The following is a 23,349-nucleotide window of genomic DNA, read 5'->3' on the forward strand; positions in this document are numbered from 1 at the left end:
CGGACCAGAATACGCAGCCATATTTGCAAACCGGATTGCTCTAGAACAATTCTTTTTTCCGCGCCGGCGAAGGCGGCCCAAGAGTGCACTGCAACAAGACCACAGCATGCTCCGATGACCTCACCAACATTGAACTAGCACATTCGGAGGCGTTTTTTCGCGGCATTAGACTGCGCCGAGAAATACCCGTGGCGCCGCATTCACATGCAACGCGCGCCACGTCCCGCAACGACGTCACGCTCAGAGAGAGGGGAAGATGTCAGATACGACGCAACAGGAATCGCGAATTGAGGTGCCCGTCGTGCGCCTGCCGTTCGAACGCGACGAATATGCCGCGCGTCTTGCCAAGACGCGCAAGGCCATGCAGGCGGCCGGCATCGAGCTATTGATCGTGTCGGACCCGACCAATATGGCCTGGCTCACCGGCTATGACGGCTGGTCGTTTTACGTGCATCAGTGCGTGCTGCTCGCGCTCGATGGCGAGCCGGTCTGGTTCGGCCGCGGTCAGGACGCGAATGGTGCAAAGCGCACCGTCTTCATGCAGCACGATCAGATCGTCGGCTATCCGGACCACTACGTGCAATCCACCGCGCGGCATCCGATGGACTATCTCGCGCGCGAGGTGATCGCGGCGCGCGGCTGGGCCAACGCGAAGATCGGCGTCGAAATGGACAACTACTATTTCAGCGCCGCCGCTTATCGCTCGCTCGTCGCGCATCTGCCGGACGCTAAATGGCAGGACGCGACCGGCCTCGTCAACTGGCAACGCGCGGTCAAATCGCTACGCGAGATTGAGTACATGCGCGTGGCCGCGCGCATCGTCGAGAAGATGCACGCGCATATCCTCGAGCGAATCGAGCCGGGCATGCGCAAGAATGACCTCGTCGCGGAGATCTACTCGGCAGGCATTACCGGCATCGACGGTCATGGCGGCGACTATCCGGCGATCGTGCCGCTACTGCCGACCGGCGCCGACGCGGCCGCGCCGCATCTGACCTGGGACGACACGCCGTTCGCGAAGGACGCCGGCACGTTCTTCGAAATCGCCGGCTGCTTCAAGCGCTATCACTGCCCGCAGTCGCGCACCGTGTATCTGGGCAAGCCGCCGAAGCATTTCATCGAGGGCGAGCGCGCGGTGGTCGAAGGAATCGAGGCCGGTCTTGCCGCGGCGAAACCGGGCAATACCTGCGAGGACATCGCTAATGCGTTTTTCGCGGTGCTGCACAAATACGGCATCGAGAAGAACAGCCGTTGCGGCTATCCGATCGGCGCGAGCTATCCGCCGGACTGGGGCGAGCGCACGATGAGCCTGCGTCCTGGGGACAAGACCGTCCTCGAACCCGGCATGACGTTCCACTTCATGCCGGGCCTGTGGCTCGACGACTGGGGCCTCGAAATCACCGAGAGCATCCTGATCACCAGGACCGGTGTCGAGACCTTCTGCCGCACGCCACGCAAGCTGTTCGTCAAACCGTAAGCGCACGGGCGTCGTGCCCGCATCGACTCGCGGAGCACGATGCCCGTCTCAACACGAGGGGAAACATGCTGCCGAAAACGATGAAGGCCGTCGTGCTGACCGGGCACGGCGGCCTCGACAAACTGGTCTATCGCGGCGACGTGCCGGTGCCGTCCTGTGCGGCCGGCGAAGTACTGATCGATGTGACCGCATGCGGTCTCAACAATACCGACGTGTGGGTCCGCGAGGGCGCCTACGGCACCGACGACGACCCGCAAGCGGTTTCGACGTGGCGACGCGGCCGCTCGACGCTGACGTTTCCGCGCATTCAGGGCGCGGATATCGTCGGCCGCGTGGTCGCGGTGGGTCGCGGCGTCAGCGATGCGCGGATCGGCGAGCGCGTGATCGTCGATGCGTCGATCTACAACCGCGACGACGACAGCCTCGCCGATATCGACTACATCGGCCACGGCCGCGACGGGGGGTACGCTGAATACACGGCCGTGCCCGCGGACAACGCGCATCGCGTCGACTCCACGTGTTCCGACGCCGAGCTCGCGACGTTCTGGTGCGCTTATCACACCGGCGAGCAGATGATCGAACGCGCGGCCGTCAAGCGCGGCGAAGCGGTGCTGATTACCGGTGCGTCCGGCGGCGTCGGCTCGGCCATCATCCAGCTATGCCGCGCGCGCGGAGCAATTCCGTATGCGGTGGTCAGCAAGGGCAAGGAAGAAGCGGTGCTCGCGCTCGGCGCGCAACGCGTGATGCTGCGCGACAGCGACGATTTCATCGCGGACGTCGAACGGATGACCGACGGCCGGCCTGTCGACGTGGTTGCCGATCTGGTTGGCGGGGCGCTGTTCGGCAAGCTGTTGAACGTGCTGCGGCCAGAGGGGCGATACACGACCGCGGGCGCGATCGCAGGGCCGGTCGTGCAACTCGACTTGCGCACGATGTATCTGAAGCAGTTGCAGTTGAATGGATCGTCGCAGGGCACGCGCGGCGCGTTCAAACGCGTGCTCGACTATATTCAGAGCGGTACGATTCGGCCGGTTCTCGCAGCGACTTATCCGCTGTCGAAGTTTCATGAGGCGCAGACGCGGTTTATTGAAAAGCGCTTCGTGGGGAATATCGTTGTGATTCCGGATCGGCATTACGGCGACGAAGCTTCGCATTAACTCTCATTGCGATTAAACACTGGCCGATGCATTACGGCCCTTCCCAGCTCTAGCCGCACACTGTCACCCTCCGAGCCCGCCCGCCCCTCATGGCGGGCTTTCTTTTTCGCGCGTAGCAGTCGTCGTCAATGTTTTTCAAGACAGTCTTATCTCGATTTAAAGCTGTTGACGTGGTTCGTTTCGATGGGTAAGTATCCGACATCGCCTGGAAAATTCATGAGGAATCCAATGGAGAAACGGAATCAGGATGGCGCTGGAAAGAAGATGCCGGACGAGGAGGTCTGTGACCTTTGTCGCATTACCTATTCGATCTACGCCAACTTCCCGCCGATGCCGTCGGCACAGGCTATGAATGCAGAAACCGGAGAGTTCTTTCCCTTTGATCGGCTGCGTTCGCTATCAACCGGTTATGACATGGCTAAAGCGCTAGGTTACGCATGGGCGTGTGATTGTCGCGGACGCACCCCGGTCACCAGGCGTATCAACTACAACGAGCAATTCCAACTTCTCGACACTCACACGGGTAAGCCTTTAGCCAACATTGAATATGCCGTCGAACGGGCAAGCGGCGATATAGAACATGGAATGACCGACGCGAGCGGCTATACGCACCGTCTTTCCATGACCAGTTCGGCTGAAGAAATCAATATTTATTGCAACGGCGCGAAACATGCCTAAGACCGTAATCTCCCCTTCGGGCCAGCATCTCAACCATACCGCACGAAGAACGACGACGAGTACCGCCGACAGCGCCGCGAAACAGGTTCGCGTTGCGTCACGACAAAAGACGCGCCTCGAAGAGAACGAGGAATATTTCAAGGATGCCAACGTCAAGGCGTTCCTCTATATGATTGGGAAATCTGAAGGCGGCGACTATCACGCGAAGTACGGGTGGTATCCGGGAAATACGACGTGGACCTTTACCGACGAATCAACTCACCCGGGGCCGGGTAAAGATGGACACACTACCGCTGCCGGTCTGTACCAGATTAACAGAGCCGCGTGGACCGAACATGGCAAAAAGGCGATGGGTCTCGACGATTTTTCGCCGCACACTCAGGACCTTATCGCGGTTGAAGACGTTCGCCTCCACAATGTAATTGACTTGGTGATAGCCGGAGACATTAAGCATGCCATTGAGAAGCTAAAGCCTCATGAATGGGTGTCCTTTCAGGTTCATGACTTTGCGACTCTAAAGGCGTGGTTTATTGCGGGCGGCGGGACACCAAAATGAAAAATACTGCTATCGCGCTACTACTCGCGGGCCTTACGACTGGTCATGCAGTTGCCTCAGAAATCTTGTTCGAGAATCGAACTGAAGACTCAACGAGCGGATGGGATCACGTCACTCATGCGTTCGCAAGCGCATTGATGAGACATGAAGAGCGAGCGCAGGATTTAACTGGCTATGCACAAGCGGGCGAGATACCGAAGGACCCAAGCACAAGGCTCGTATGGAAGACCGTCCCAATTAGCCTTAGGGGGCGGGAAATCCGATTCGTGCGGCCCACCTTGGACCCATATTTTGCACCTTTCTATGGCGCCCATCAATTCCAGCACTGGCTTGTTTCTAACGGGCGCATCCTGCATGAAGGAAATGCTGATGTTTTTCAGATCTTGCAAGTGGAGCATGGTGGAATGCGAGACATCGCAGAGACGGCTTGTACGGCGATAACGTGTTACACAACCCGGTTTCGCTTCAATCAGAGAAGCGGTCGCTACGAAGCAGCATCTTGTCGTGCAAGCACAATTTCCAGCGGTTCTGATGCGGGTCCATGTACCTATAGCCGTCAGTGACAAGGCGGCGCGAAGCCGCCGCCATCCGAGGAGGAGCGTGCCAATGCATCGTCACAACGCTGTCGGCTCTCGCCGGGTCAAATTCCTGGGTTATTAAATGAAAAGACTGCTTCCGCTCCTGTTGTGTCTCCCGCTGACTACTTTCGCGCTAGATGGTACGGGTTCAGTCGATTTCGATTCGTCTATCGTACCGCTATTGAATCAGAGCACGGTTTTAAGAGAACTCGTTCTCTGCAACTTCGATATCGTCAGCGATCCAATGGGAACGCGAATTGGAGACGTTCAATCGAAAGCTTTAGGGGGTTCCCGAATCGGGCCTTATTCGATGTGGGCAAACTGGCGCGGGAATTCAGGTTCAAAACCAGTAGTTCTGACGATAAACACGCGTATAGATTTTATCGACTCGCGCGGCAGGAAGGTCAATGGAAGTTTGCTTAAGGCAGTCCGCATTGAAGAGCATATCGATAGCGTGACGATAGGACCTGCGGAACAAGGGCAACCGGAGTCCGTTCCGGGAGGACTAAAGCACGGCATAGATTTAAAGGCATGCTCTTCCAGATCTTCTAGATCTTGAATCGTGAATAAAAGGATCTGTGCTCAAAGATTTATGGCTACGCTCGTCGGAGCGCTATTGATTCCGACCGCTTATGCGGATGGATCGGTCAGTTTTCACGGCGACATTGTTCCAATGCTCAAGGCGCGCGCTGAATTGGAACAGTTCATAACTGAAAACTTTTCAGTTACGGATACGGGATGGGGAAACAGGATAGGTAGCGCGACAATGCCGCATATGGGCGGTGCTCGGATGGGACCGTATAAATTTCAAGCCGTGTGGCATAGGTCCCACGGTGACGTCCCAGTTACGTTGATAATCGACACGAAGATCCGATTTCTCGACAGACACCAGCACGAAATCGTGGGCGGTGATCTGCGCGAAACACGATCGGTCAGCGAAACCTTGGATTCTATCGAAATTGAACCGCCTGACATCAATTCCGCCCGAAGTAAATAAAAGCCCCGACCACAAACCACATCCCAGCAGCCGGGGCTTTCTCACACCTCAGTTCATCAAAGCGAAGCAGCCGGCGCAAACACCTGCGACGCAACCTCATCCACCGCTTCGCGCGTCAACTTGACGATCTCGTCGACATCACTGCGCGACGTCACCAACGGCGGCGCAAAGCCAAGGATGTCGCCATGCGGCATCGCCCGCGCGATCAGTCCGCGCTGCATCGCCGCAGCCGACACACGCGGCCCAACCTTCAGCGCCGCATCGAACGGCGTGCGGAGATCCTTGTCGGCCATGAACTCCAGCGCGGCCAGCATGCCCTCGCCACGCACCTCGCCGACGAGCGGATGCGAGTCGAACGCCGCATGCAATTGCTGGAGCAGATAAGCGCCGGTTTGCGCCGCATTCTGCGTCAGGTTCTCGCGCTCCAGAATGTCGAGGTTGGCGAGCGCCGCGGCCGCGCAAATCGGATGGCCCGAATAGGTCCAGCCATGCCCCAACGCGCCCGATTCCTGCGATGCCTTATCGATCACATCCCACACACCCTCGCTGACGATCACGCCCGACAGCGGCGCATACGCACTCGTCAAACCCTTCGCGACGGTGATCAGATCCGGCTGAATGCCGAAGTGCTGTGCGCCCATCTTCGAGCCGAGCCGGCCGAAGCCGCACACCACTTCGTCGCAGATCAGCAGAATGTCGTGCTTCTTCAGCACCTGCTGGATCGCCGGCCAGTAACCGGCCGGCGGCGGTACGATGCCGCCCGTGCCCATCACCGGTTCGCCGATGAAGGCCGCGATCGTATCGGCGCCTTCACGCGCGATCAGCTTTTCGAGTTCGTCGACGCAGTACGCTACGAACTGCGTTTCGTTCATCCCCGCCGGCGCGCGACGATACCAGTGCGGACACACGGTGTGCTTGACGCGCTCGACCGGCAGATCGAAGAACTGATGGAAGCTCGGCAAGCCCGTGAGGCTACCGGTGACGATACCCGAGCCGTGATAGCCACGGTCGCGCGAAATGATCTTCTTCTTGTTTGGGCGGCCCTTCACGTTGTTGTAGTACCAGACGAGCTTGATCTGCGTTTCGTTTGCGTCCGAACCCGACAAGCCGTAGTACACCTTCTTCATGCCCTTCGGCGACCAGTCGATGATGCGCGACGACAGCTCGATGATCGTATCGGTCGAGTGGCCGACATACGTGTGGTAGTACGCGAGCTTCTTCGCCTGCTCGTAAATCGCCTCTGCCACTTCGGTGCGGCCGTAGCCGATGTTCACGCAGTAAAGGCCGGCAAATGCATCGATAAACGATTTGCCTTGATGGTCCTCGATACGGATGCCCTTCGCGCCGGTCACGATCCGGCCCGGCAGCGCGCCGCTCGCGTGATCGTGCGCGTGCGTCGACGGATGCATGAAGTGTGCGCGATCGGCGCTCAGCAGTTGATCGAATTTAGTCATGTGTCGCTCCCTCGTGTGATGTCTTGATGAATGAAACAGTAGGTTCAGGCCGTTGCGTCCGTCGCCATCGCGTGTGCCGCGGCACGAGCGGGGGCGCTGTCGCTGACCGGCAAGCCGAGCTGGCCAAGGCAGAAATAACGTGTCTCGACGAACGGCTCGAAGCCTTCGACGCCGCCTTCGCGTCCAAGCCCCGACGACTTGATGCCGCCGAACGGAATCGGCGCGCCGGTAAACTTCGCGCCGTTGATGGACACCATCGCGAAGTCGAGTCGGCGGATCAGTTGAAACACGGTGTTCAGATCTTTCGCGCACACGTAGGCGGCGAGTCCGTACTCGGTGTCGTTCGCGCGTTCGACCACTTCGTCGAGCGAATCGAACGGCGTGACCGCCGAGATCGGCGCGAAGTTCTCTTCGTCATAGATGCGCATGCCGGGCGCAGCATCGGCCACCACGGTCGGCTCGAAGAACCAGCCGCCGCGCTCGTGCGCCGAGCCGCCCACCGTGATGCGCGCGCCCTTCTCGCGCGCGTCGGCGACGCGCTGCACGGTCGAGTCGAACGCGGCCTGGTGCATCAGCGGGCCCACGTCCACGTGCGGGTCGAATGCATTGCCCACTTTCAACGCCCTCACGGCATCGCTGTATTGCGCGACGAACGCTTCATACAACGAACGCGCGACGAAGATCCGGTTCGCCGCGCAGCAGTCCTGGCCCGAGGTCTGGAACTTCGCCGCGACCGCGACGCGCACGGCCTGTGCGAGGTCCGCATCTTCGGTCACGATGAAAGGCGCATTGCCGCCGAGTTCCAGCGCGGTCTTTTTGATGCCAGCCCGTGCGGCCGTTTGCTGAACCAGAGCACCGACGCGCGTCGATCCGGTGAAGCTGACCGAGCGCACGCGGCTATCGGAAACCAGCGTTTCCATCGCCATTTGCGGCTCGCCGAGCACCACGTTGAACACGCCTGCCGGAAAGCCGGCTTCTTCGGCGAGTTGCGCGAGCGCGAGTGCGGAGAACGGCGTCTCGTGCGCGGGCTTCGCGACCACCGTGCAACCTGCGGCCAGCGCGGCAGCGGCCTTGCGCGTGAGCATTGCGCACGGGAAATTCCACGGCGTGATCAGTGCGGCGACGCCGACCGGCTCGATGATCGTGCCAAGATGCGCGCCATCGATATGCGTCGGAATCGTGCGCCCATTCAGGCGCCGCACTTCATGCGCGAACCATTCGACGAAGCTCGCGCCATACGCGATTTCGCCGCGCGCTTCGGCAAGCGGCTTGCCCTGTTCGAGTGACAGGATCGCAGCGAGATCCTGCTGATGACGCAGGATCAGTTCATGCCAGCGCAATAGCAGCGCCGCGCGTTTGGCGACCGGTACCCAGCGCCACGTGTCGAACGCGCGCTGCGCGGCATCGACTGCGGCGGTGATCTGCGCCGCGTCGAGCATCGGCACATGGCCGAGTACTTCCTGATTCGCGGGATTCTGCACTGCGACGCTCGCGGCGCTCGCGCTATGGACCCAGCGTCCATCCACGTAGCACAGCGATTTGAATAGGACCGGATGACCCAGCAACATGACGACCTCCTGTGTGCGATGTCTCTGCTATCACTGTAGGTCCTCGGGCACTGCGGATTTTTTTGTTGTCGCGGTTGGAAAACTGCGTTTTTTCTGCAATTCGCCCCGTGATTGATGTTTTTTCGGGCGGGACTTTTGACCGTATTTGGACCGCATTTACAGCGCCATTCAACCGTTCTCGCCAATCGATTGTTCCGCCCAATCAGGCAGTCCTTCGGCGCCGCTTTTCACCACCTTCGTGACGATATAGGTGAAGTACTTTTCGATGCCCAATTCGTCGGTGAGCAACGTATCGATGAAGCGCTGATAGTGGTCGATATCGCGCGACAGCACGTGCATCACATAGTCGACGCCGCCGCCAGTCGCGAGGCATTGCACGACTTCGGGCGCGGCCGCGATGCGCTCCTCGAAGCGCCGCATGTCCGGTGCGGTATGACGCGCTAGCGTCACCTCGACCACCACGCGGCTGCCTTTGAACGCGCGCACCCAATCGATATCCGCGCGATACCCGCGAATCACGCCCTCTTCTTCGAGGCGCTTCACGCGCTCCCATGCCGGCGAAATCGACAGATTGATTTCTTCGGCGAGGCGCGACTTCGTGATTCGTCCGTCGCGCGCGAGAATGCGCAGAATCGCGAGATCGTAGCGGTCGAATTTCATCGCGCGTTCAGACCGTTACCGGTATGCCACGTTCGAGCACGTCGGCGACCACCGCAACCGTATCGCCGATCCGCACCAGCCCCGGAAAATGCCGCGCGGCGAGCATGCCCGCGCGTCGCGCGCGATATTCGATCGGCGCGGCACCGGTGCGATTCGCATCGTAAACCCGCGCGATCACCTCGCCGCTATCGACCATCTCGCCGAGGTCCTTGCACAATTCGAGCAGACCATCGTGCTCGCTCGTCGTGTAGCAGGTGCCATCGGGCATATCGAGCAGCGTGGTCGTGCGTGGCGCGTTACGGCTCGATTCGTCCTGCTCGATGATCCCCGCATGCTGCAGAAAACCGCGCACACCACGCTCGGTAATCGCCACGCTCTGCACCGTTGCGGTACCGCCGCCGCCAAGCTCGGTCGACACGAACACCTTGCCGGCTTCCTCGACGGCCGTGTCGTAAAGCCCGACGCTATCTAGCTCGAGCATTCGCATCGAGTACGGCGCGCCGAACGCGCGCATCGCCGCTTCGCAGCGCGCCTGCTGCGTCGCATCGGGCAGTACGTGAATCGCGGCGAACGGCACGAAGTCGAGCGTGCGGCCGCCCGCGTGCAGATCGAGCACATAGTCGGCGAGCGGCAGCAGATAGCGCTGAAAATAATCGGCGATCTTCTCGGTCACGGTGCCGTCTGGTTTGCCCGGAAAGCTGCGATTCAGATTGCCGCGATCGATCGGCGACGTGCGCGTGCCCGCGCGAAACGCCGGAAAGTTCATGAACGGCACGATGATCACACGCCCGCGTACGTCACTCGCCTTCAAGGTGGCGGCGAGCTTCGACAGCGCGATCGGCCCTTCGTATTCGTCACCGTGATTGCCGCCCGTTAGCAGCGCGGTCGGTCCCTCGCCGTTGCGGATCACGGTGATGGGGATCATCTCCGCGCCCCACGCGGAGACGTCGTGAGAATGAGGCAGCTTCAGGAAACCATGCTGTTCGCCGTCGGCGTTGAAATCGACCGTCGGTTGAATCGGGGATGCCCGCATCTGTGCTACTCCTTCGTGAGCCGCTTGTGCGGCGTTTTACCGTTGATCGCGCGTCATTTCAGCGGCGCGTCGTTGCCAAATGTCGTCCCCGCCTTCACGGCACGCGCGCGCTGCAAGGCGAGCGCGGCAATCGCGGTGTCCTGCGCGCCGGTTCCGGTCAGATCGCAGATCGTCACGTCGGTGTCGCTCGTGCGGCCCGCCGCCTGTTTGGCTATCACCTGACCCATTTCGACGATCGCCACATCGTCACGCATCGTGCCCGCGGCAATCGCGTGATGCAGTTCGCCGAGCACCCGCGTTTGCTGCGCGCGGTCGCACACGTAGCGCGCCGCCGCGAGCGCGGCCGGCGCGATTTCGTTCTTGTGTTCGGCGTCCGAGCCCATCGCGGTGATGTGCAGGCCCGGATGCAGATCGGCGGCTTCGATGAGCGGCGTGCGGCTCGGCGTCGTCGTGATGGCCACGTCCGCTTCGGCGAGCGCGTCGTGAACGCTGGCCGCGACGTCGCAGCGCACGCCGAGCGTGTTGTTCGCTTCTGCTGAGAAACGTAGCGCGCTCGCCGCGTCGCGCGCCCACACTCGTACGTGTTCGACGCGGCGCACCAGCATCAGGGCCCGCAGTTGCAGGCGCGCCTGCTCGCCCGCGCCGATCACCGCGACGTGCGGCGTGTTGGCTTTCGCGAGCCAGCGCGCCGCGACCGCGCCGGCGGCCGCCGTGCGTATCGCGGTCAGATAGCCGTTGTCGAGCAGCACCGCCTCGGTCAATCCGGTCTTCGCCGACAGCACCAGCATCAGGCCGTTCAGGCTCGGCAAACCAAGCGACGGGTTATCGAAAAAGCCCGGACTGACTTTGATTGCGAAGCTGTCGAGGCGCGGCAGCCAGGCCGTCTTCACATCGACTTCGCCGTTATGCGCTGGCAGATCGAGCCGCAGGATCGGCGGCATCGCGACCGCTTCGGTCGCGAGCGCGACAAAGGCGGCTTCGATCTGGTCGATAGCCGCGAGATCGAGCGGCACGAGATTGCGAAGCTCGGCTTCGCCAAGGAGCGTGATCGAGGTCATGATGCGGTATGTGGGTTCGGTAGCGGTGCGGCTTGCGATGTTTCGTTGCCGACGATCCGCCGATGCAGATCCATATCGATGTTCGCGCCCGTCACGACGAGCACGAGCGGCCCGCGTGCGATGCGCTCAGCGGGCAGCGCGCGATCGAGCACCGCGGCAATCCCCACCGCCGCCGCGCCTTCGACGACGAGCCGTTCCTGCCGATACGCGTGCGCGATACCGCGCGCGATCGATGCCTCATCCAGCAGCACGGTTTCGTCGATCAGATCGCGCGTCAGCGCGTACGTGTAGCGGTTTTCGAGTCCGATGCCGCCGCCGAGCGAATCGGCCAGCGTATCGACTTCCTCGACCAGCACCGGCTGACCGACCGCGAGACTCGCGTGCATCGCGGCGCCGCGCGCCATCGTCACGCCGGTCAAACCGATCGCGGCACTCGTGCTTTTCGCGGCGAGCGCGATGCCGGCAAACAGCCCGCCGCCCGACAACGGCACGACGATGTTCGCGACATCGGGCAAGGCCTCGACGATTTCGAGCCCGATCGTCCCTTGTCCAGCGATCACGCGCGGATCGTCGAATGGCGGCACGTAGGCATAACCTTCTTCGCGCGCGAGTCGCAATGCTTCGTGCTCCGCCTCGTCCTGGCTTTGGCCGGTAATCCGCACGTGCGCGCCGAGTGCGCGCACCGCATCGACCTTGTTGGCGGGCACGAGGCGCGACAGACACACGGTTGCGTCGATACCGAGCGCGCGCGCCGCATGCGCGAGCGCGCGGCCATGATTACCGGTCGATGCGGTCACCACGCGAGTGCAGCCCTGCTCGGCCAGTTGCGCGAGCGCATTGGTCGCGCCGCGCAGCTTGAAGCTGCCGGTCGGCTGCACGGTTTCGAGCTTCAGATAGACCGGCGTGCCGGCGTGCGCCGACAGGCTCGGTGATTCGACGAGCGGTGTACGGCACACGCGGCCGTCGATACGGCTGCGCGCGCGGTAAATGTCGGCTAACGACAGATCGGCTGACGATGGAACGGACATGCGCGAGGCCCTGCATCAAAGTGGTCGATTCGCTATTCGATGCGGGCACGGCTGTCGCAGATAAACGCAGTGATTCGCGGCCGCATCGTTTTCCATGCAGCCCAGTCTAGTGTTCTAAAAAAGGATTTTTATTGTCCTAGTTCATTTCGGTCAGTGCGCACGCAATTCGCGCACCCGCGCGATCAGGTGAAGTCGTGCACCTGCGGGTATTGCTCGAACACATCGTGCATCGTTTCGAGCGCGGCTTTGTAGGTGTCTTCGCTAACCTCGGCGCCGACGCAAACGCGCACCGCATTAGGCCGGTCCGCGTCGCGCACGAGGAATGGATCGGGCGACGTCACCGCGATGTCGCGGTTGCGCAGTTCGCGCACCAGCCGGTCGGTGCGCCAGTGATCGGGCACCCGCAACCATGCCGACAATGCCTGCGGATGCGCGCCCAGGACATATTTACCGAGCGTCTGCTGCAATTGCGCCTGACGCCGCCCGAGCCGTTCACGCTGAATTTCGACGAGCCGCGCGGCCGTGCCGTCGACGATCCAACGCGTGGCGATCTCGGCCATCGGCGGAGTCGCCATCCAGCTGCTCACGCGCAGCACGCTCTCGGCGCGCAGCGCGAGCCGGCGCGGCGTCGTCATATAGCCGATGCGCAAACCGGCCATCACCGACTTCGTCAAGCTCGTGCAGTAGAACGACAGATCGGGAATCAGGCTCGAAATCGGCGTGGAATGTTTGGCGGGCAACGGGCCGTACACGTCGTCCTCGATCACGTAGACGCCGTAGCGTTCGGCGATTTTCGCAATCGCGCGACGCCGCGAATCGGGCATCAGCGCGACGGTCGGGTTGTTCAGCGTCGGCGTGCAGACGAGCGCGGAGATGCGCTCGCTGTCGCACATCTCCTCGAAGTGTTCGGGGTGTATGCCGTACTCGTCGATTTCGAGGCCCTTCAGCGTGAAGCCGAGCACGTTGGCCGAACCTATCACGCCGTGATCCGTCAGGCTTTCGCACAGCACGGTGTCGCCCGGTCCCACCAGCGAAGCAAGCGCGAGAAAGATGCCGTGCGCGGCGCCGTTGGTGACGAGCAGCGTATCGGCCGAAGCCGGCATGCCGAGCGACGCGAGCCACGCAATGCCCGCCTGGCGATGATGCTCGAAGCCCGCGATCGGCCGGAACGCGCGAATCCACGGTTGATCGTCGAGCGTCGAGAGCGTCGCGCAGACCTTGCGCCACATCGCATCGTGCTCGGACGTGTGAATGATGCGCGCGATCGAAAAATCGACGACCGAGCGCTCGGCCGTATCGAGCATGTAACTCGACATCGTTTCGGTGACGCGCGCCGCGACGAAGCTGCCGCGCCCTACCTCGCAGCGGATCAGCCCTTGCCGCTCCAGTTCCTTGTATGCGTTGGTCACGGTCTGCACGCTGATCGCGAGTTCGGCGGCGACGTCGCGCTGCGGCGGCAGGCGCGCGCCAGGCGGCAGCGACGTGTTCTCGATGTCGCCGGCAATCGCCTTGACCAGCCGCTTGTATTTCGACTCCACGCCGTGCACCGCGCGCACGGCATCGCGCCATTGCTCGATCACAGTTGCTCCTCCGTTTATCGCGACGCCGGCTCCGTTTGAAGTCGTGTCGCCTTGCCTGATCTCCAATAGTGAGGCAAAAACGGGGCGGAAAATAATTGTCCTAGAGCAATTGGGGCGAAAAAATGTGGGGTGGGATGCAGGCGATTCGGTTCATCGCCTGAGCACAGTCACGGCGGAAAATCGCGTCAGATACTGAACGTTTCGACTGGCGAAGGTAGTTGTGTTCCCCCCGCGCTACAGCAACCCCGCAAAATGCATCAGCACAAAAACGATCGCCCCTCCCGCGATCAGCACCAATGCATTGATACGCGTCCTCATCACGAGCACGGTCGCGATTGCCGCGGTCAGCCACGCAATCCAGCCGCCTTCGAGGTCCTTGATCAGCACATAGACGGCCGCGAGAATCAGCCCGGCGGCCACGGGGCGCAATCCAGCCTGCAACGCATTCAGCCAGCGCGCGCCTTCGTGCCGATTCCATACGTGCACGACGCCATACATCAGAAACGCCGTCGGCCCGAATAGCGCAACGGTCGCGACGAGCGCGCCACCGACGCCGCCGACCTGATAGCCGATCAGCGTCGCAAGCAATGAGCCGGGACCGGGCGCGAGCCGCGCGATCGCGAAGTCGCTGAGAAATTGCGCGTGGGTCATCCAGTGATGCACGTCGACGACCTGGCGTTGCACTTCGGGGATGATCCCCTGCCCGCCACCGACGGTGACGATCGACAGCGGCGCGAAAACCGAAAACAGCGCGATAAGAGTTCTGAGCACGGCGGAAGCTTTAGGGGAGTTTGACTTGTGGCGACAAAAGCCGATCAGGGCTGGCGCGCCTCGCGCACGTACTCGTAGCCAACGCTCAACGCGCCGGCAATCAGTACGGTCCACACCAGCGACACGCGAAACACCGCGGCGGCCGCGAACGTCGCGAGCAGCACAAGATAGGGAAACACGCGGCGCGGCAAGCGGCGCGCCGCGGTGATCGCCATCGACAGCGACAGCCCGATCGCACCGGCCGCGGCGCCAGCGAGCGCGATATGCGTGAGCGGAAACGACGCGATCGCCGAAAAGAACGCGCCCAGCAGAATGATCACGACGGCGGCCGGAAAAATGATGCCAAAAAATCCCGCGACGGCGCCGCGCCAGCCGAGCAGCCGGTAACCGATCCAGATCGCCAGATTCTTCACGTTGACGCCGGGCAGCGCCTGCGACAACGCGAGGCCGTTGAGAAATTCGTCTTCGCTCATCCAGTGCCGGTCGTGCACGAACTCGCGCATGAACCAGCCGCTCAAGCCGCCGCCAAAACTCGTCAGACCGATGCGAGCGAAGATCAGAAAGAGGCCCAGCGAGGTCACATCGCGAGGCGGTGTGTGGTGTGGCGCGTCATCTTCGGGTGCCGATACCGGGCCGCTGACGTGGTGCCCGTGGATGCCTTTGGCCAATGCTCGTCCTTAGTCGTTTTGATCGTGCCGCGCTTGCCGCGCGCCCGGCATGATAGCCGCAGATGTCCCCGCTGACGTAGCCGATGGAGCAGACGCCGCCGAAGGCGAGGAAGCCGCAGACGCTGCCGACGATGCAGCCGCCGCCGGATGCCGCGGATCATGCAGCTCACCGGTCGACCACCCGCCGCCCAGATCGCCAAACAACGACGCCGCGTGCAGCAAGCGCGATTCCTGCACGTTCAGCGCGGTCTGCCGCGTGGTCAGCTGCGTCGCTTGCGCGGTCGCGACCGTCGTGTAATCGACGGTGCCCGCCTGGTACTCGTTGAACGCGATCTCCGCGCCTCGGTCCGCATCGAGCACCGCCGTTTCGAGCACGTCCGCCTGCTCGGCGAGAATGCGCAGGCCGGACAGATCGTCCTCGACGTTCTGGAACGCGCCCAGCACCGTGCCGCGATAGTTGGCAACGGCCGAGTCGTAGGCCGCCTTCGCCGCATCGACGTCGGCGCTGCGCAGGCCGCCGTCGAACAGCGTCTGGGTCGCGCTGCCGCCGAGCGACCACACATAGTTCGCGACCTTCAGCAGACCGGACAGCGGCGACTGCGTGAAACCCGCCGCGGCCGACAGCGAGATGTCCGGGTAATACGCGGCCACCTCGACGCCGATCGCCGCATTCTGCGCGGCCATCTTGCGTTCGGCGGCGGCGATGTCGGGCCGCCGTTCGAGCAGCGTCGACGGCACGCCGACCGGCACCGACGGCAGCGCCGGCATCGCGGTGCTATGCGTGATCGACAGCTCCTCCGGGTTCTTGCCGACCAGCACCGCGATCGCATGCGCTTGCTGCGCGCGCGCGACGCCGAGCGCGATCAGATCGGACTTCGCGGTATTCAACTGGCTGCGCGCGGTGATCACGTCGCTCGGTGGAATGGTGCCCGCGCGATCCTGCTCGGTGACGACGTCGAGAGCATGCTGATATGCGACGACCGTTTGCTGCAGCAGGTCGATGTTCGCGTCGCTGGTGCGCAATTCGATGATCGCGGTTGCGAGCGCGACCTGTTCGGAGAGCGTCGCGTTCGCGAGCGTCGCTTCGCTCGACTGCGCGCTCGCGGCGTTTTCCTCGACGGTGCGGCGCACCTGACCCCACAGGTCCGGCGCCCAGCTCACGTTGCCTTCCAGCGAACCCGAATTGACGATGCGCGTCGACGTACCATTGACGAAGCTTCCCGCTGCACTGACCGAACCGCTGCTCGCGCGTTCGCGCGTCGCCGAGCCGGTCGCGCCGATCGTCGGGAACAGCGCCGCGTGCGCGGCGCGCACTTCGGCGAGCGCTTGCTGGTAGTTCGCGTAGTCCGCGCGCACGGTCTGGTTCGACACCGCGACGAGCGGTTCGAGTTCGTCGATCAGCGGATCGTTGAACGAGGTCCACCACCTGCCCTTCGGGCCGGTCGCGTTCGGCTCGGCCTGGGTCCAGCCCGGCAGCTCCGAGTACGTGGCGGGCACGCTGACCTGCGGCCGGTGATAGTCCGGGCCGACCATGCAGCCGGCGTTGAACAGCGCGAGCAGCGCGACGGCCAGCGTCGCGACGCCCGGCAACCCGGCGCGCGGCCCCGTCATTCGTTCAGAAAAAATCTTCATCGTCATGCCTTCGTATCCGGTTGTCCCGGCGTCGCGTCGCGGTTCCAGCGCAGACCCGCGGACCATCTGACCAGCCGTGCGCGCAGACGGTCGAGATACAGATAAATCACCGGCGTCGTATAGAGCGTGAACATCTGGCTCAGAATCAGCCCGCCCATCACCGTGATACCGAGCGGCTGGCGCAGCGAGCCGCCCTGGCCGATGCCGATCGCGAGCGGCACCGCGCCGAGCACGGCCGCGAACGTCGTCATCATGATCGGCCGCAGACGGATCAGCGCGGCCGCGTGGATCGCGTCGCGCGCGGGCATCCGTTCGTGGCGCTGCAACTGGATCGCGACGTCGACCATCATGATGCCGTTCTTCTTGACGATACCGATCAGCAGGATGATGCCGATCATCGCGATCACCGAGAACGGCGTGCCGAAGATCAGCAGCGCGAGCGTCGCGCCGATGCCCGCGGACGGCAGCGTCGACAGGATCGTCAGCGGGTGGATCGAGCTTTCGTACAGCACGCCGAGCACGATGTAGACGACGCCGAGCGCCGCGACAATCAGCAGCGGCACCACGCCCAGCGACTGCGAATAGGCCGCCGCCGCGCCCGCGAACGAGCCGTGAATGCTCGCGGGCATGCCGATGTCGCGGATCGTCTCGTTGATCGCCGCGCCTGCCTGGCTCAACGACCCGCCGGCCGGCAGGTTGAACGAGATCGTCGCGGCGACGAGCCCGCTCTGGTGGTTCACCTGCGTCGACGTATGGCTGTTCCTGTACGACGTCAGCACCGAAAGCGGCACCATCGTTTCGGCAGCCGTACTATCTGCGCTGCCGGTCGAGCTGCCGCCCTTGCTATTGGCGATGCTGTTGTTGGTCGCGTTCGACTGCGCGTCCGAGTTGCGCGAGTTCGTGTTCGACGATGCGCTGGCCGTGGTCGCGCGAGTCGTCGCCGACACCGTGCCATGCGGCATCTGCGTCGCGGCCGTGCCGGTCGGATTACCCGCGGACGCGCTAAGATAGATCCGGCTCAGCGTCTCCGGATACTGCCAGTACTCGGGCGCGACCTCCATCACGACGAAGTACTGGTTCAGCGGGTTATAGATCGTCGACACGGTGCGCTGGCCGAACGCGTCGTACAGCACATTGTCGATCTGGTTCGGCGCGAAGCCAAAGCGCGCGGCGGTCGCGCGATTGATCGTCAGGTAGGTCTGCAGGCCGTTCTGCTGCAAGTCGGAGTTCACGTCGAGCAGCCGTCCGCGCTCCTTCGACAATGCGGCGACGAGTCTCGGCGTCCACGCGAACAGTGCTGCGGAATCGTCGCTCGTCAGCGTGTACTGGTACTCGGCCGCCGATTGCCGCCCGCCGATGCGCAAGTCCTGCTGCGCCTGCAGAAAGAGCCGCGCGCCCGACACTTCGTCGAGCTTCGGACGCAGGCGGTTCACGACCTGGGTGGCCGTCGCGTGCCGCTGCGACAGCGGCTTCAACTCGATGAACACGTTCGCGGTATTGAGCGCGCGTCCGCCGGTAAAGCCCGCGACCGACTGCACCGCCGGATCTCTCTGCACGATCGACTGCAACTGCGCGAGCTTCTTCTGCATCGCCGTGAACGAAATGCTCTGATCAGCGATGATCTGCCCGATCACGATGCCGGTGTCCTGCTCGGGAAAGAAGGTGGCGGGCACCAGCTTCAGCATGAACACGTTGCCGACCAGCAGCGCGAACAGCAGCAGGATCACCAGCAGCGAATGATCCAGCACGGCCGTCAGCGAGCGCGCATAGACATCCTTGAAGCGATCGAACTGCCGCTCGATCCACTGCGCCCAGCGCGCTTTCGAATGACCCGTGTTGTCGCGGCTCAGCACGTACGCGCACATCGCGGGGGTGACCGTCAGCGAGATCACCAGCGAGATCAGGATCGCGATCGACAGCGTGATCGCGAACTCATGAAACATCAGTCCGACGATGCCCGGAAATAGAATGATCGGCAGAAACACCGCGATCAGCGACAGGCTCATCGAAATCACCGTGAAGCCGACTTCGCCCGCGCCCTTCACCGCGGCCTCTTTCGGACTCAGTCCCAGCTCCATGTGCCGCACGACGTTTTCGAGCACGACGACCGCGTCGTCCACGACGAAGCCGGTGCCGATGGTCAGCGCCATCAGCGACAGGTTGTCGATGCTATAGCCGAGCAGATACATCGGCCCGAAGGTGCCGACGATCGACAGCGGCAACGCGACCGCCGGAATCAGCGTCGCGCGCGGCGACTGCAGGAAGATGAACACGACGCCGACCACCAGCAGCACCGCGATGAACAGCGTGCGCTCGGTATCGCCGACCGACGACGTGACCGACTGCGAGCGATCGATCGCGACATCCACGTGCACGCTGCTCGGCAACGTCGCTTCGATCGCCGGCAGCACGTTGCGGATCTGCTGCACGGTGCTGACCACGTTGCTGCCCGGCATCGGATAGACGATCACCAGAATCGCCGACTTGCCGTTGAAAAGCCCCGCATTGCGGATATTTTCGTTCGAGTCGCGCACCTGGGCGACGTCGCGCAACTTCACCGGCGCGCCGTCGCGATACGCGACCACCAGATCGCGATACGGCGCCGCGTGCGTGATCTGATCGTTCGAGGTGACCACGTAGCGCTGATCGCCGACGTCGATATGCCCCTTCGCGCTGTCGGCGTTGGCCGCGCTGATCGCCGCGCGCACGTCTTCCATGCCGATGCCGTAGCTATTGAGCTTGCCCGGCTGCAACTCGACGCGCACACTCGGCAACGCGCCGCCGCCGAGCGTGATCTGACCGACGCCCTGCACCTGCGACAACTGCTGCTGGATCACCGAATCGGCGGAGTCGTAGAGTTGCGCTTTGGTCAGCGTGTCCGAGGTCAGCGACAGCACCACGATCGGCGCGTCGGCCGGGTTGTACTGGCGGTAGCTCGGATTGCTGCGCAGCGTGGTGGGCAGATCGGCGCGCGCGGCCTGGATCGCCGCCTCGACGTCGCGCGCGGCGCCGTTGATGTCGCGCTTCAGACCGAACTCGACGATGATCATCGACGAGCCGACGTAGCTGATCGAGGTCAGCTCCTCGACATCGGCGATCGTCGCGAGCCGCCGTTCGAGCGGCTCGGCCACCGTCGACGCCATGATGTTCGGGCTCGCGCCGGCCATGTTGGCCTGCACGACGATCACCGGAAACGCGATGTTCGGCAGCGGCGCGACCGGCATGCGGAAATAGGCGAGCGTGCCGGAGATCAGGATCGCGATCGCGAGCAGCGTCGTCGCGACCGGTCGCCGGATGAAGAGCGCCGGGATGTTCACCGCGTGCCCTCCGCGCCGCCTGAGTTGCGCTTAGCGCGCTCGGCGCGCCAGCGGTTCACGCGCGTGGCCATCCGGTCGAAGAACAGATAGATCACCGGCGTCGTGAACAGCGTCAGCACCTGGCTCAGCGTCAGACCGCCGATGATCGCGAGGCCGAGCGGGCGGCGCAGTTCCGAACCGGTGCCGGTGCCGAGCAGCATCGGCAGCGCGCCGAGCATCGCCGCGAGCGTCGTCATCAGGATCGGGCGGAAACGCAGCAGCGACGCCTCGAAGATCGCCTCGCGCGGCGCCTTGCCGTGATTGCGTTCGGCGTCGAGCGCGAAGTCGACCATCATGATCGCGTTCTTCTTGACGATGCCGATCAGCAGCACGATACCGATGATGCCGATCACGTCGAGATCCATCCCCGCGAGCATCAGCGACAGCAATGCGCCGATGCCCGCCGACGGCAGCGTCGACAGGATCGTGACCGGATGGATGAAGCTCTCGTACAGCACACCGAGCACGATATACACGGCAACGAGCGCGGCGATCAGCAGGTAGACCTCGCTCGATAGCGAATCCTCGAACGCCGCGGTCGCGCCTTGCAGCGACGACGTGATCGACGGCGGCAGGTCGATCGCCTGCTCGGCCCGGTGAATATCCTCCACCGCGGTGCTCAGCGACGCGCCCTTCGCGAGATTGAACGAGATCGTCACCGACGGGAACTGCGCAAGGTGACTGATCACGAGCGGGGCCTTCCTGATCTCGATCTTCGCGATGCCGGACAGCGGCACCTGACCCGTGCTGCTGGTCTGGCTCGGCAGATACAGATTGCCGATCGATTGCACGGTCGGCATCGACTCCGGCTTCGCGACCAGAATCACGCGGTACTGGCTCGACTGCTCGAAGATCGTCGACACGATGCGCTGGCCGAGCGCGTCGTACAGCGCGTTGTCGATCGTCGCGGGCGTGATGCCGAAGCGCGCGGCCAGTTGCCTGTTCACTTCGACGTTCACGCTGAGGCCGTCGGTGTTGAGGTCGCTCTGCACGTCGGACAGCGACGGAATCTGCTTCAGACGCGCGACGAGTTCCGGCACGTACTTCTGGAACGCCTGCTGGCTCGGTCCACGCAACACGAAGCTGTACTGGTTCGGCGACACGGTCGTGTCGAGTGTCAGGTCCTGCTCGGGCTGCATGAAAAGCTTCACGCCCGGCACATGCGCGACTTCCTGCGCCAGCCGGCGCGCGATTTCCTGCGCGTTGTCTGAACGCTTGTCCTTGTCGCGAAGATTGATCAGGAAGCGGCCGTTGTTCAGCGTCGCGTTGGTGCCGTCGATGCCAACGTACGACGTCAGCGACACCACGTCCGGGTCCTTCAGGACCGCATCGGCGAGCGCGCTCTGCCGCTTCACCATCGCCGCGTACGACACCGAGTTGTCGGCGACGCTGATGCCCTGGATCACACCGACGTCCTGCACCGGAAACAGCCCCTTCGGAATCACCACATACAGGATGCCGGTCAGCACGACGGTGGCGACCGCGACCATGAGCGTCAGCGTCTGATGGTCGAGCACCCAGCGCAGGCCACGCTCGTAGGCGGCAAGCGTCTTGTCGAACAGGCGCTCGCTGATGCGCTCGAAGCGGCTCGGATGCCGCTCGGCCTGCGCGCGCAGCATCCGCGCGCACAGCATCGGCACCACCGTCAGCGACACGACCGCCGAAATCACGATCGTGACCGCGAGCGTCACCGCGAACTCGCTGAACAGGCGCCCGATCACGCCGCCCATGAACAGCAGCGGAATCAGCACCGCGATCAGCGAAATGGTCAGCGACAGAATCGTGAAGCCGATCTGCCCCGCGCCTTCGAGCGCGGCTTCGAGCGGCGACATGCCCTCTTCCAGATAGCGCACGATGTTCTCGATCATCACGATCGAGTCGTCGACCACGAAGCCGGTCGCAATGATCAACGCCATCAGCGACAGGTTGTCGATCGAATAGTTGAGCTGGTACATCACCGCGAGCGTGCCGATCAGCGAGACCGGTACCGAGATGCTCGGAATCACGGTGGCGGGCACGTTGCGCAGGAACACGAAGATCACCGCGACGACCAGCACGATCGCGAGAATCAGCTCGAACGCGGCGTCCGCGACCGACGCGCGAATCACGCCGGTACTGTCCGACACCACCGTCACTTTCATGCCGGCCGGCAGCGTCGATTCGAGCTGCGGCAGCACCTTCATGATCTGATTGACCGTCTGGATCACGTTCGCGCCGGGCTGGCGCTGCACGTTCAGCACGATCGCGGGCGAGCCGTTGTACCACGCGCCGCGCTCGACGTCCTGCGCGGCCTGGCTCACGCGCGCGACGTCGCGCATGTAGACCGGCGAGCCGTTCTGATAGGCGATCACCGTGTCCAGATAGTCTTTCGGGTCGGTGATCTGATCGTTGCCGTTGATCGTGTAGTCGAGATCGGGGCCGTCGAAATTGCCCTTCGGCTGGCTCACGTTCACGTAGCTGAGCAGCGTGCGCAAATCGTCGATATTGAGGCCGTAGGCGGCAAGCTTGTGCGGGTCGGCCTCGACGCGGATCGCGGGCACGTTGCCGCCGCTCGTCGTCACGACGCCGACCCCCGACACCTCCGAGATCTTCGTGCCGAGGCGATTGTTCGCGACGTCCTCGAGCTGCGTCAGCGACATCGACTTCGACGTGACCGCGAGCGTCAGAATGGGCTGGTCGGCGGGATTGACCTTCGCGTATGTCGGCGGCGCCGGCAGGCCCGACGGCAGATAGCTGTTCGCCGCGTTGATCGCCTGCTGCACGTTCTGCTCGGCGATGTCGAGGTTCAGCGACAGATCGAACTGCAGCGTGATCACCGACGCGCCGTCCGAGCTGTACGAGGTCATCTGCTGCAGGCCCGGAATCTCGCCGAGCTGCACTTCGAGCGGCGCCGTCACGGTGGTCGCCATCACCGTCGGGCTCGCACCCGGATAGAAGGTCTGCACCTGAATCGTCGGATAGTCGACGTTCGGCAGCGACGACACCGGCAGCACGCGCATCGCGATCAGACCGATGAGCACGAGCGCGATCATCAACAGCAGCGTCGCGACCGGGCGAAGTATGAACAGGCGGGAAATGTTCATCGGCGCGGCGGTCCG

At 63.1% G+C, this 23,349-nt stretch carries 17 protein-coding genes; 5 read left to right on the forward strand and 12 right to left on the reverse strand.

Annotation, left to right across the window (positions count from 1 at the left end; all coding sequences use genetic code 11):
* Window positions 1–256 precede the first annotated feature (256 nt).
* From doeA to AB3X94_RS03890, 5 genes are all read left to right on the forward strand, one after another.
* A complete protein-coding gene (gene doeA / locus AB3X94_RS03870; RefSeq protein ID WP_176106892.1) occupies window positions 257–1,477 on the forward strand; it encodes an ectoine hydrolase DoeA in 1,221 nt (406 codons plus the stop codon).
* A 65-nt stretch (window positions 1,478–1,542) separates the two neighbouring features.
* Window positions 1,543–2,634: an alcohol dehydrogenase family protein gene (locus AB3X94_RS03875; RefSeq protein WP_368610819.1), complete on the forward strand. Its 1,092-nt coding sequence runs from the start codon at window positions 1,543–1,545 to the stop codon at window positions 2,632–2,634.
* Window positions 2,635–2,862: 228 nt separating this feature from the next.
* Window positions 2,863–3,312, forward strand: coding sequence for a hypothetical protein (locus AB3X94_RS03880; protein WP_368610820.1), 450 nt, complete (start codon window positions 2,863–2,865; stop codon window positions 3,310–3,312).
* Window positions 3,305–3,868, forward strand: coding sequence for a paar repeat-containing protein (locus AB3X94_RS03885; RefSeq protein WP_368610821.1), 564 nt, complete (start codon window positions 3,305–3,307; stop codon window positions 3,866–3,868). Before AB3X94_RS03880 ends, AB3X94_RS03885 begins: the two co-directional genes overlap by 8 nt.
* Window positions 3,869–5,038: 1,170 nt before the next feature.
* Complete coding sequence (locus AB3X94_RS03890; protein WP_368610822.1) at window positions 5,039–5,443, forward strand: hypothetical protein; 405 nt, start codon at window positions 5,039–5,041, stop codon at window positions 5,441–5,443.
* 56 nt (window positions 5,444–5,499) lie between these two features.
* On the opposite strand, the gene AB3X94_RS03895 is transcribed toward AB3X94_RS03890, so the two are convergent.
* The 12 genes from AB3X94_RS03895 to AB3X94_RS03950 form a co-directional block, all read right to left on the reverse strand.
* A complete protein-coding gene (locus AB3X94_RS03895) occupies window positions 5,500–6,897 on the reverse strand; it encodes an aspartate aminotransferase family protein (protein ID WP_368610823.1) in 1,398 nt (465 codons plus the stop codon).
* A gap of 44 nt (window positions 6,898–6,941) precedes the next feature.
* The gene (locus tag AB3X94_RS03900; protein ID WP_368610824.1) at window positions 6,942–8,465 is read right to left on the reverse strand and encodes an NAD-dependent succinate-semialdehyde dehydrogenase; all 1,524 of its coding nucleotides are present in this window, start codon (window positions 8,463–8,465) and stop codon (window positions 6,942–6,944) included.
* Between the two features lie 168 nt (window positions 8,466–8,633).
* Complete coding sequence (locus AB3X94_RS03905; RefSeq protein WP_013092605.1) at window positions 8,634–9,125, reverse strand: Lrp/AsnC family transcriptional regulator; 492 nt, start codon at window positions 9,123–9,125, stop codon at window positions 8,634–8,636.
* 7 nt (window positions 9,126–9,132) lie between these two features.
* Window positions 9,133–10,158, reverse strand: coding sequence for a N(2)-acetyl-L-2,4-diaminobutanoate deacetylase DoeB (gene doeB / locus AB3X94_RS03910; RefSeq protein ID WP_176121026.1), 1,026 nt, complete (start codon window positions 10,156–10,158; stop codon window positions 9,133–9,135).
* A 53-nt stretch (window positions 10,159–10,211) separates the two neighbouring features.
* Window positions 10,212–11,216: a cyclodeaminase gene (locus AB3X94_RS03915; RefSeq protein WP_368610825.1), complete on the reverse strand. Its 1,005-nt coding sequence runs from the start codon at window positions 11,214–11,216 to the stop codon at window positions 10,212–10,214.
* Window positions 11,213–12,244 carry a hydroxyectoine utilization dehydratase EutB gene (gene eutB / locus AB3X94_RS03920; RefSeq protein WP_176106901.1) on the reverse strand — a complete coding sequence of 344 codons (1,032 nt, stop codon included), beginning with the start codon at window positions 12,242–12,244 and terminating at the stop codon, window positions 11,213–11,215. The genes AB3X94_RS03915 and eutB overlap by 4 nt, the downstream gene beginning before the upstream one ends.
* A 182-nt stretch (window positions 12,245–12,426) precedes the next feature.
* Window positions 12,427–13,824 carry a PLP-dependent aminotransferase family protein gene (locus AB3X94_RS03925; protein WP_368610826.1) on the reverse strand — a complete coding sequence of 466 codons (1,398 nt, stop codon included), beginning with the start codon at window positions 13,822–13,824 and terminating at the stop codon, window positions 12,427–12,429.
* A 234-nt stretch (window positions 13,825–14,058) separates the two neighbouring features.
* Window positions 14,059–14,595: a chromate transporter gene (locus AB3X94_RS03930; protein WP_176121023.1), complete on the reverse strand. Its 537-nt coding sequence runs from the start codon at window positions 14,593–14,595 to the stop codon at window positions 14,059–14,061.
* A gap of 44 nt (window positions 14,596–14,639) precedes the next feature.
* Entirely contained in the window at window positions 14,640–15,263 is a 624-nt protein-coding gene (locus AB3X94_RS03935) for a chromate transporter (RefSeq protein ID WP_176106903.1), read from the reverse strand.
* Window positions 15,264–15,272: 9 nt separating this feature from the next.
* Complete coding sequence (locus AB3X94_RS03940; RefSeq protein ID WP_368610827.1) at window positions 15,273–16,901, reverse strand: efflux transporter outer membrane subunit; 1,629 nt, start codon at window positions 16,899–16,901, stop codon at window positions 15,273–15,275.
* A complete protein-coding gene (locus AB3X94_RS03945; RefSeq protein ID WP_176106905.1) occupies window positions 16,898–20,212 on the reverse strand; it encodes an efflux RND transporter permease subunit in 3,315 nt (1,104 codons plus the stop codon). The genes AB3X94_RS03940 and AB3X94_RS03945 overlap by 4 nt, the downstream gene beginning before the upstream one ends.
* On the reverse strand, window positions 20,209–23,334 hold the full coding sequence (locus AB3X94_RS03950; RefSeq protein ID WP_368610828.1) for an efflux RND transporter permease subunit: 3,126 nt from the start codon (window positions 23,332–23,334) through the stop codon (window positions 20,209–20,211). Before AB3X94_RS03950 ends, AB3X94_RS03945 begins: the two co-directional genes overlap by 4 nt.
* Window positions 23,335–23,349: the final 15 nt, after the last annotated feature.

This window comes from Paraburkholderia sp. BR10923 (assembly GCF_040948765.1).
Lineage (GTDB): Bacteria > Pseudomonadota > Gammaproteobacteria > Burkholderiales > Burkholderiaceae > Paraburkholderia > Paraburkholderia youngii.

Excerpts from the sequence above, each read along its gene's own strand:
- eutB (WP_176106901.1), bottom strand. The coding sequence starts at position 12,244 with ATGTCCGTTCCATCGTCAGCCGATCTGTCGTTAGCCGACATTTACCGC.
- AB3X94_RS03875 (WP_368610819.1), top strand. The coding sequence starts at position 1,543 with ATGCTGCCGAAAACGATGAAGGCCGTCGTGCTGACCGGGCACGGCGGC.
- AB3X94_RS03950 (WP_368610828.1), bottom strand. The coding sequence starts at position 23,334 with ATGAACATTTCCCGCCTGTTCATACTTCGCCCGGTCGCGACGCTGCTG.
- AB3X94_RS03940 (WP_368610827.1), bottom strand. The coding sequence starts at position 16,901 with ATGACGATGAAGATTTTTTCTGAACGAATGACGGGGCCGCGCGCCGGG.
- AB3X94_RS03900 (WP_368610824.1), bottom strand. The coding sequence starts at position 8,465 with ATGTTGCTGGGTCATCCGGTCCTATTCAAATCGCTGTGCTACGTGGAT.
- AB3X94_RS03915 (WP_368610825.1), bottom strand. The coding sequence starts at position 11,216 with ATGACCTCGATCACGCTCCTTGGCGAAGCCGAGCTTCGCAATCTCGTG.
- AB3X94_RS03880 (WP_368610820.1), top strand. The coding sequence starts at position 2,863 with ATGGAGAAACGGAATCAGGATGGCGCTGGAAAGAAGATGCCGGACGAG.
- doeA (WP_176106892.1), top strand. The coding sequence starts at position 257 with ATGTCAGATACGACGCAACAGGAATCGCGAATTGAGGTGCCCGTCGTG.
- AB3X94_RS03885 (WP_368610821.1), top strand. The coding sequence starts at position 3,305 with ATGCCTAAGACCGTAATCTCCCCTTCGGGCCAGCATCTCAACCATACC.
- AB3X94_RS03890 (WP_368610822.1), top strand. The coding sequence starts at position 5,039 with ATGGCTACGCTCGTCGGAGCGCTATTGATTCCGACCGCTTATGCGGAT.
- doeB (WP_176121026.1), bottom strand. The coding sequence starts at position 10,158 with ATGCGGGCATCCCCGATTCAACCGACGGTCGATTTCAACGCCGACGGC.
- AB3X94_RS03895 (WP_368610823.1), bottom strand. The coding sequence starts at position 6,897 with ATGACTAAATTCGATCAACTGCTGAGCGCCGATCGCGCACACTTCATG.
- AB3X94_RS03905 (WP_013092605.1), bottom strand. The coding sequence starts at position 9,125 with ATGAAATTCGACCGCTACGATCTCGCGATTCTGCGCATTCTCGCGCGC.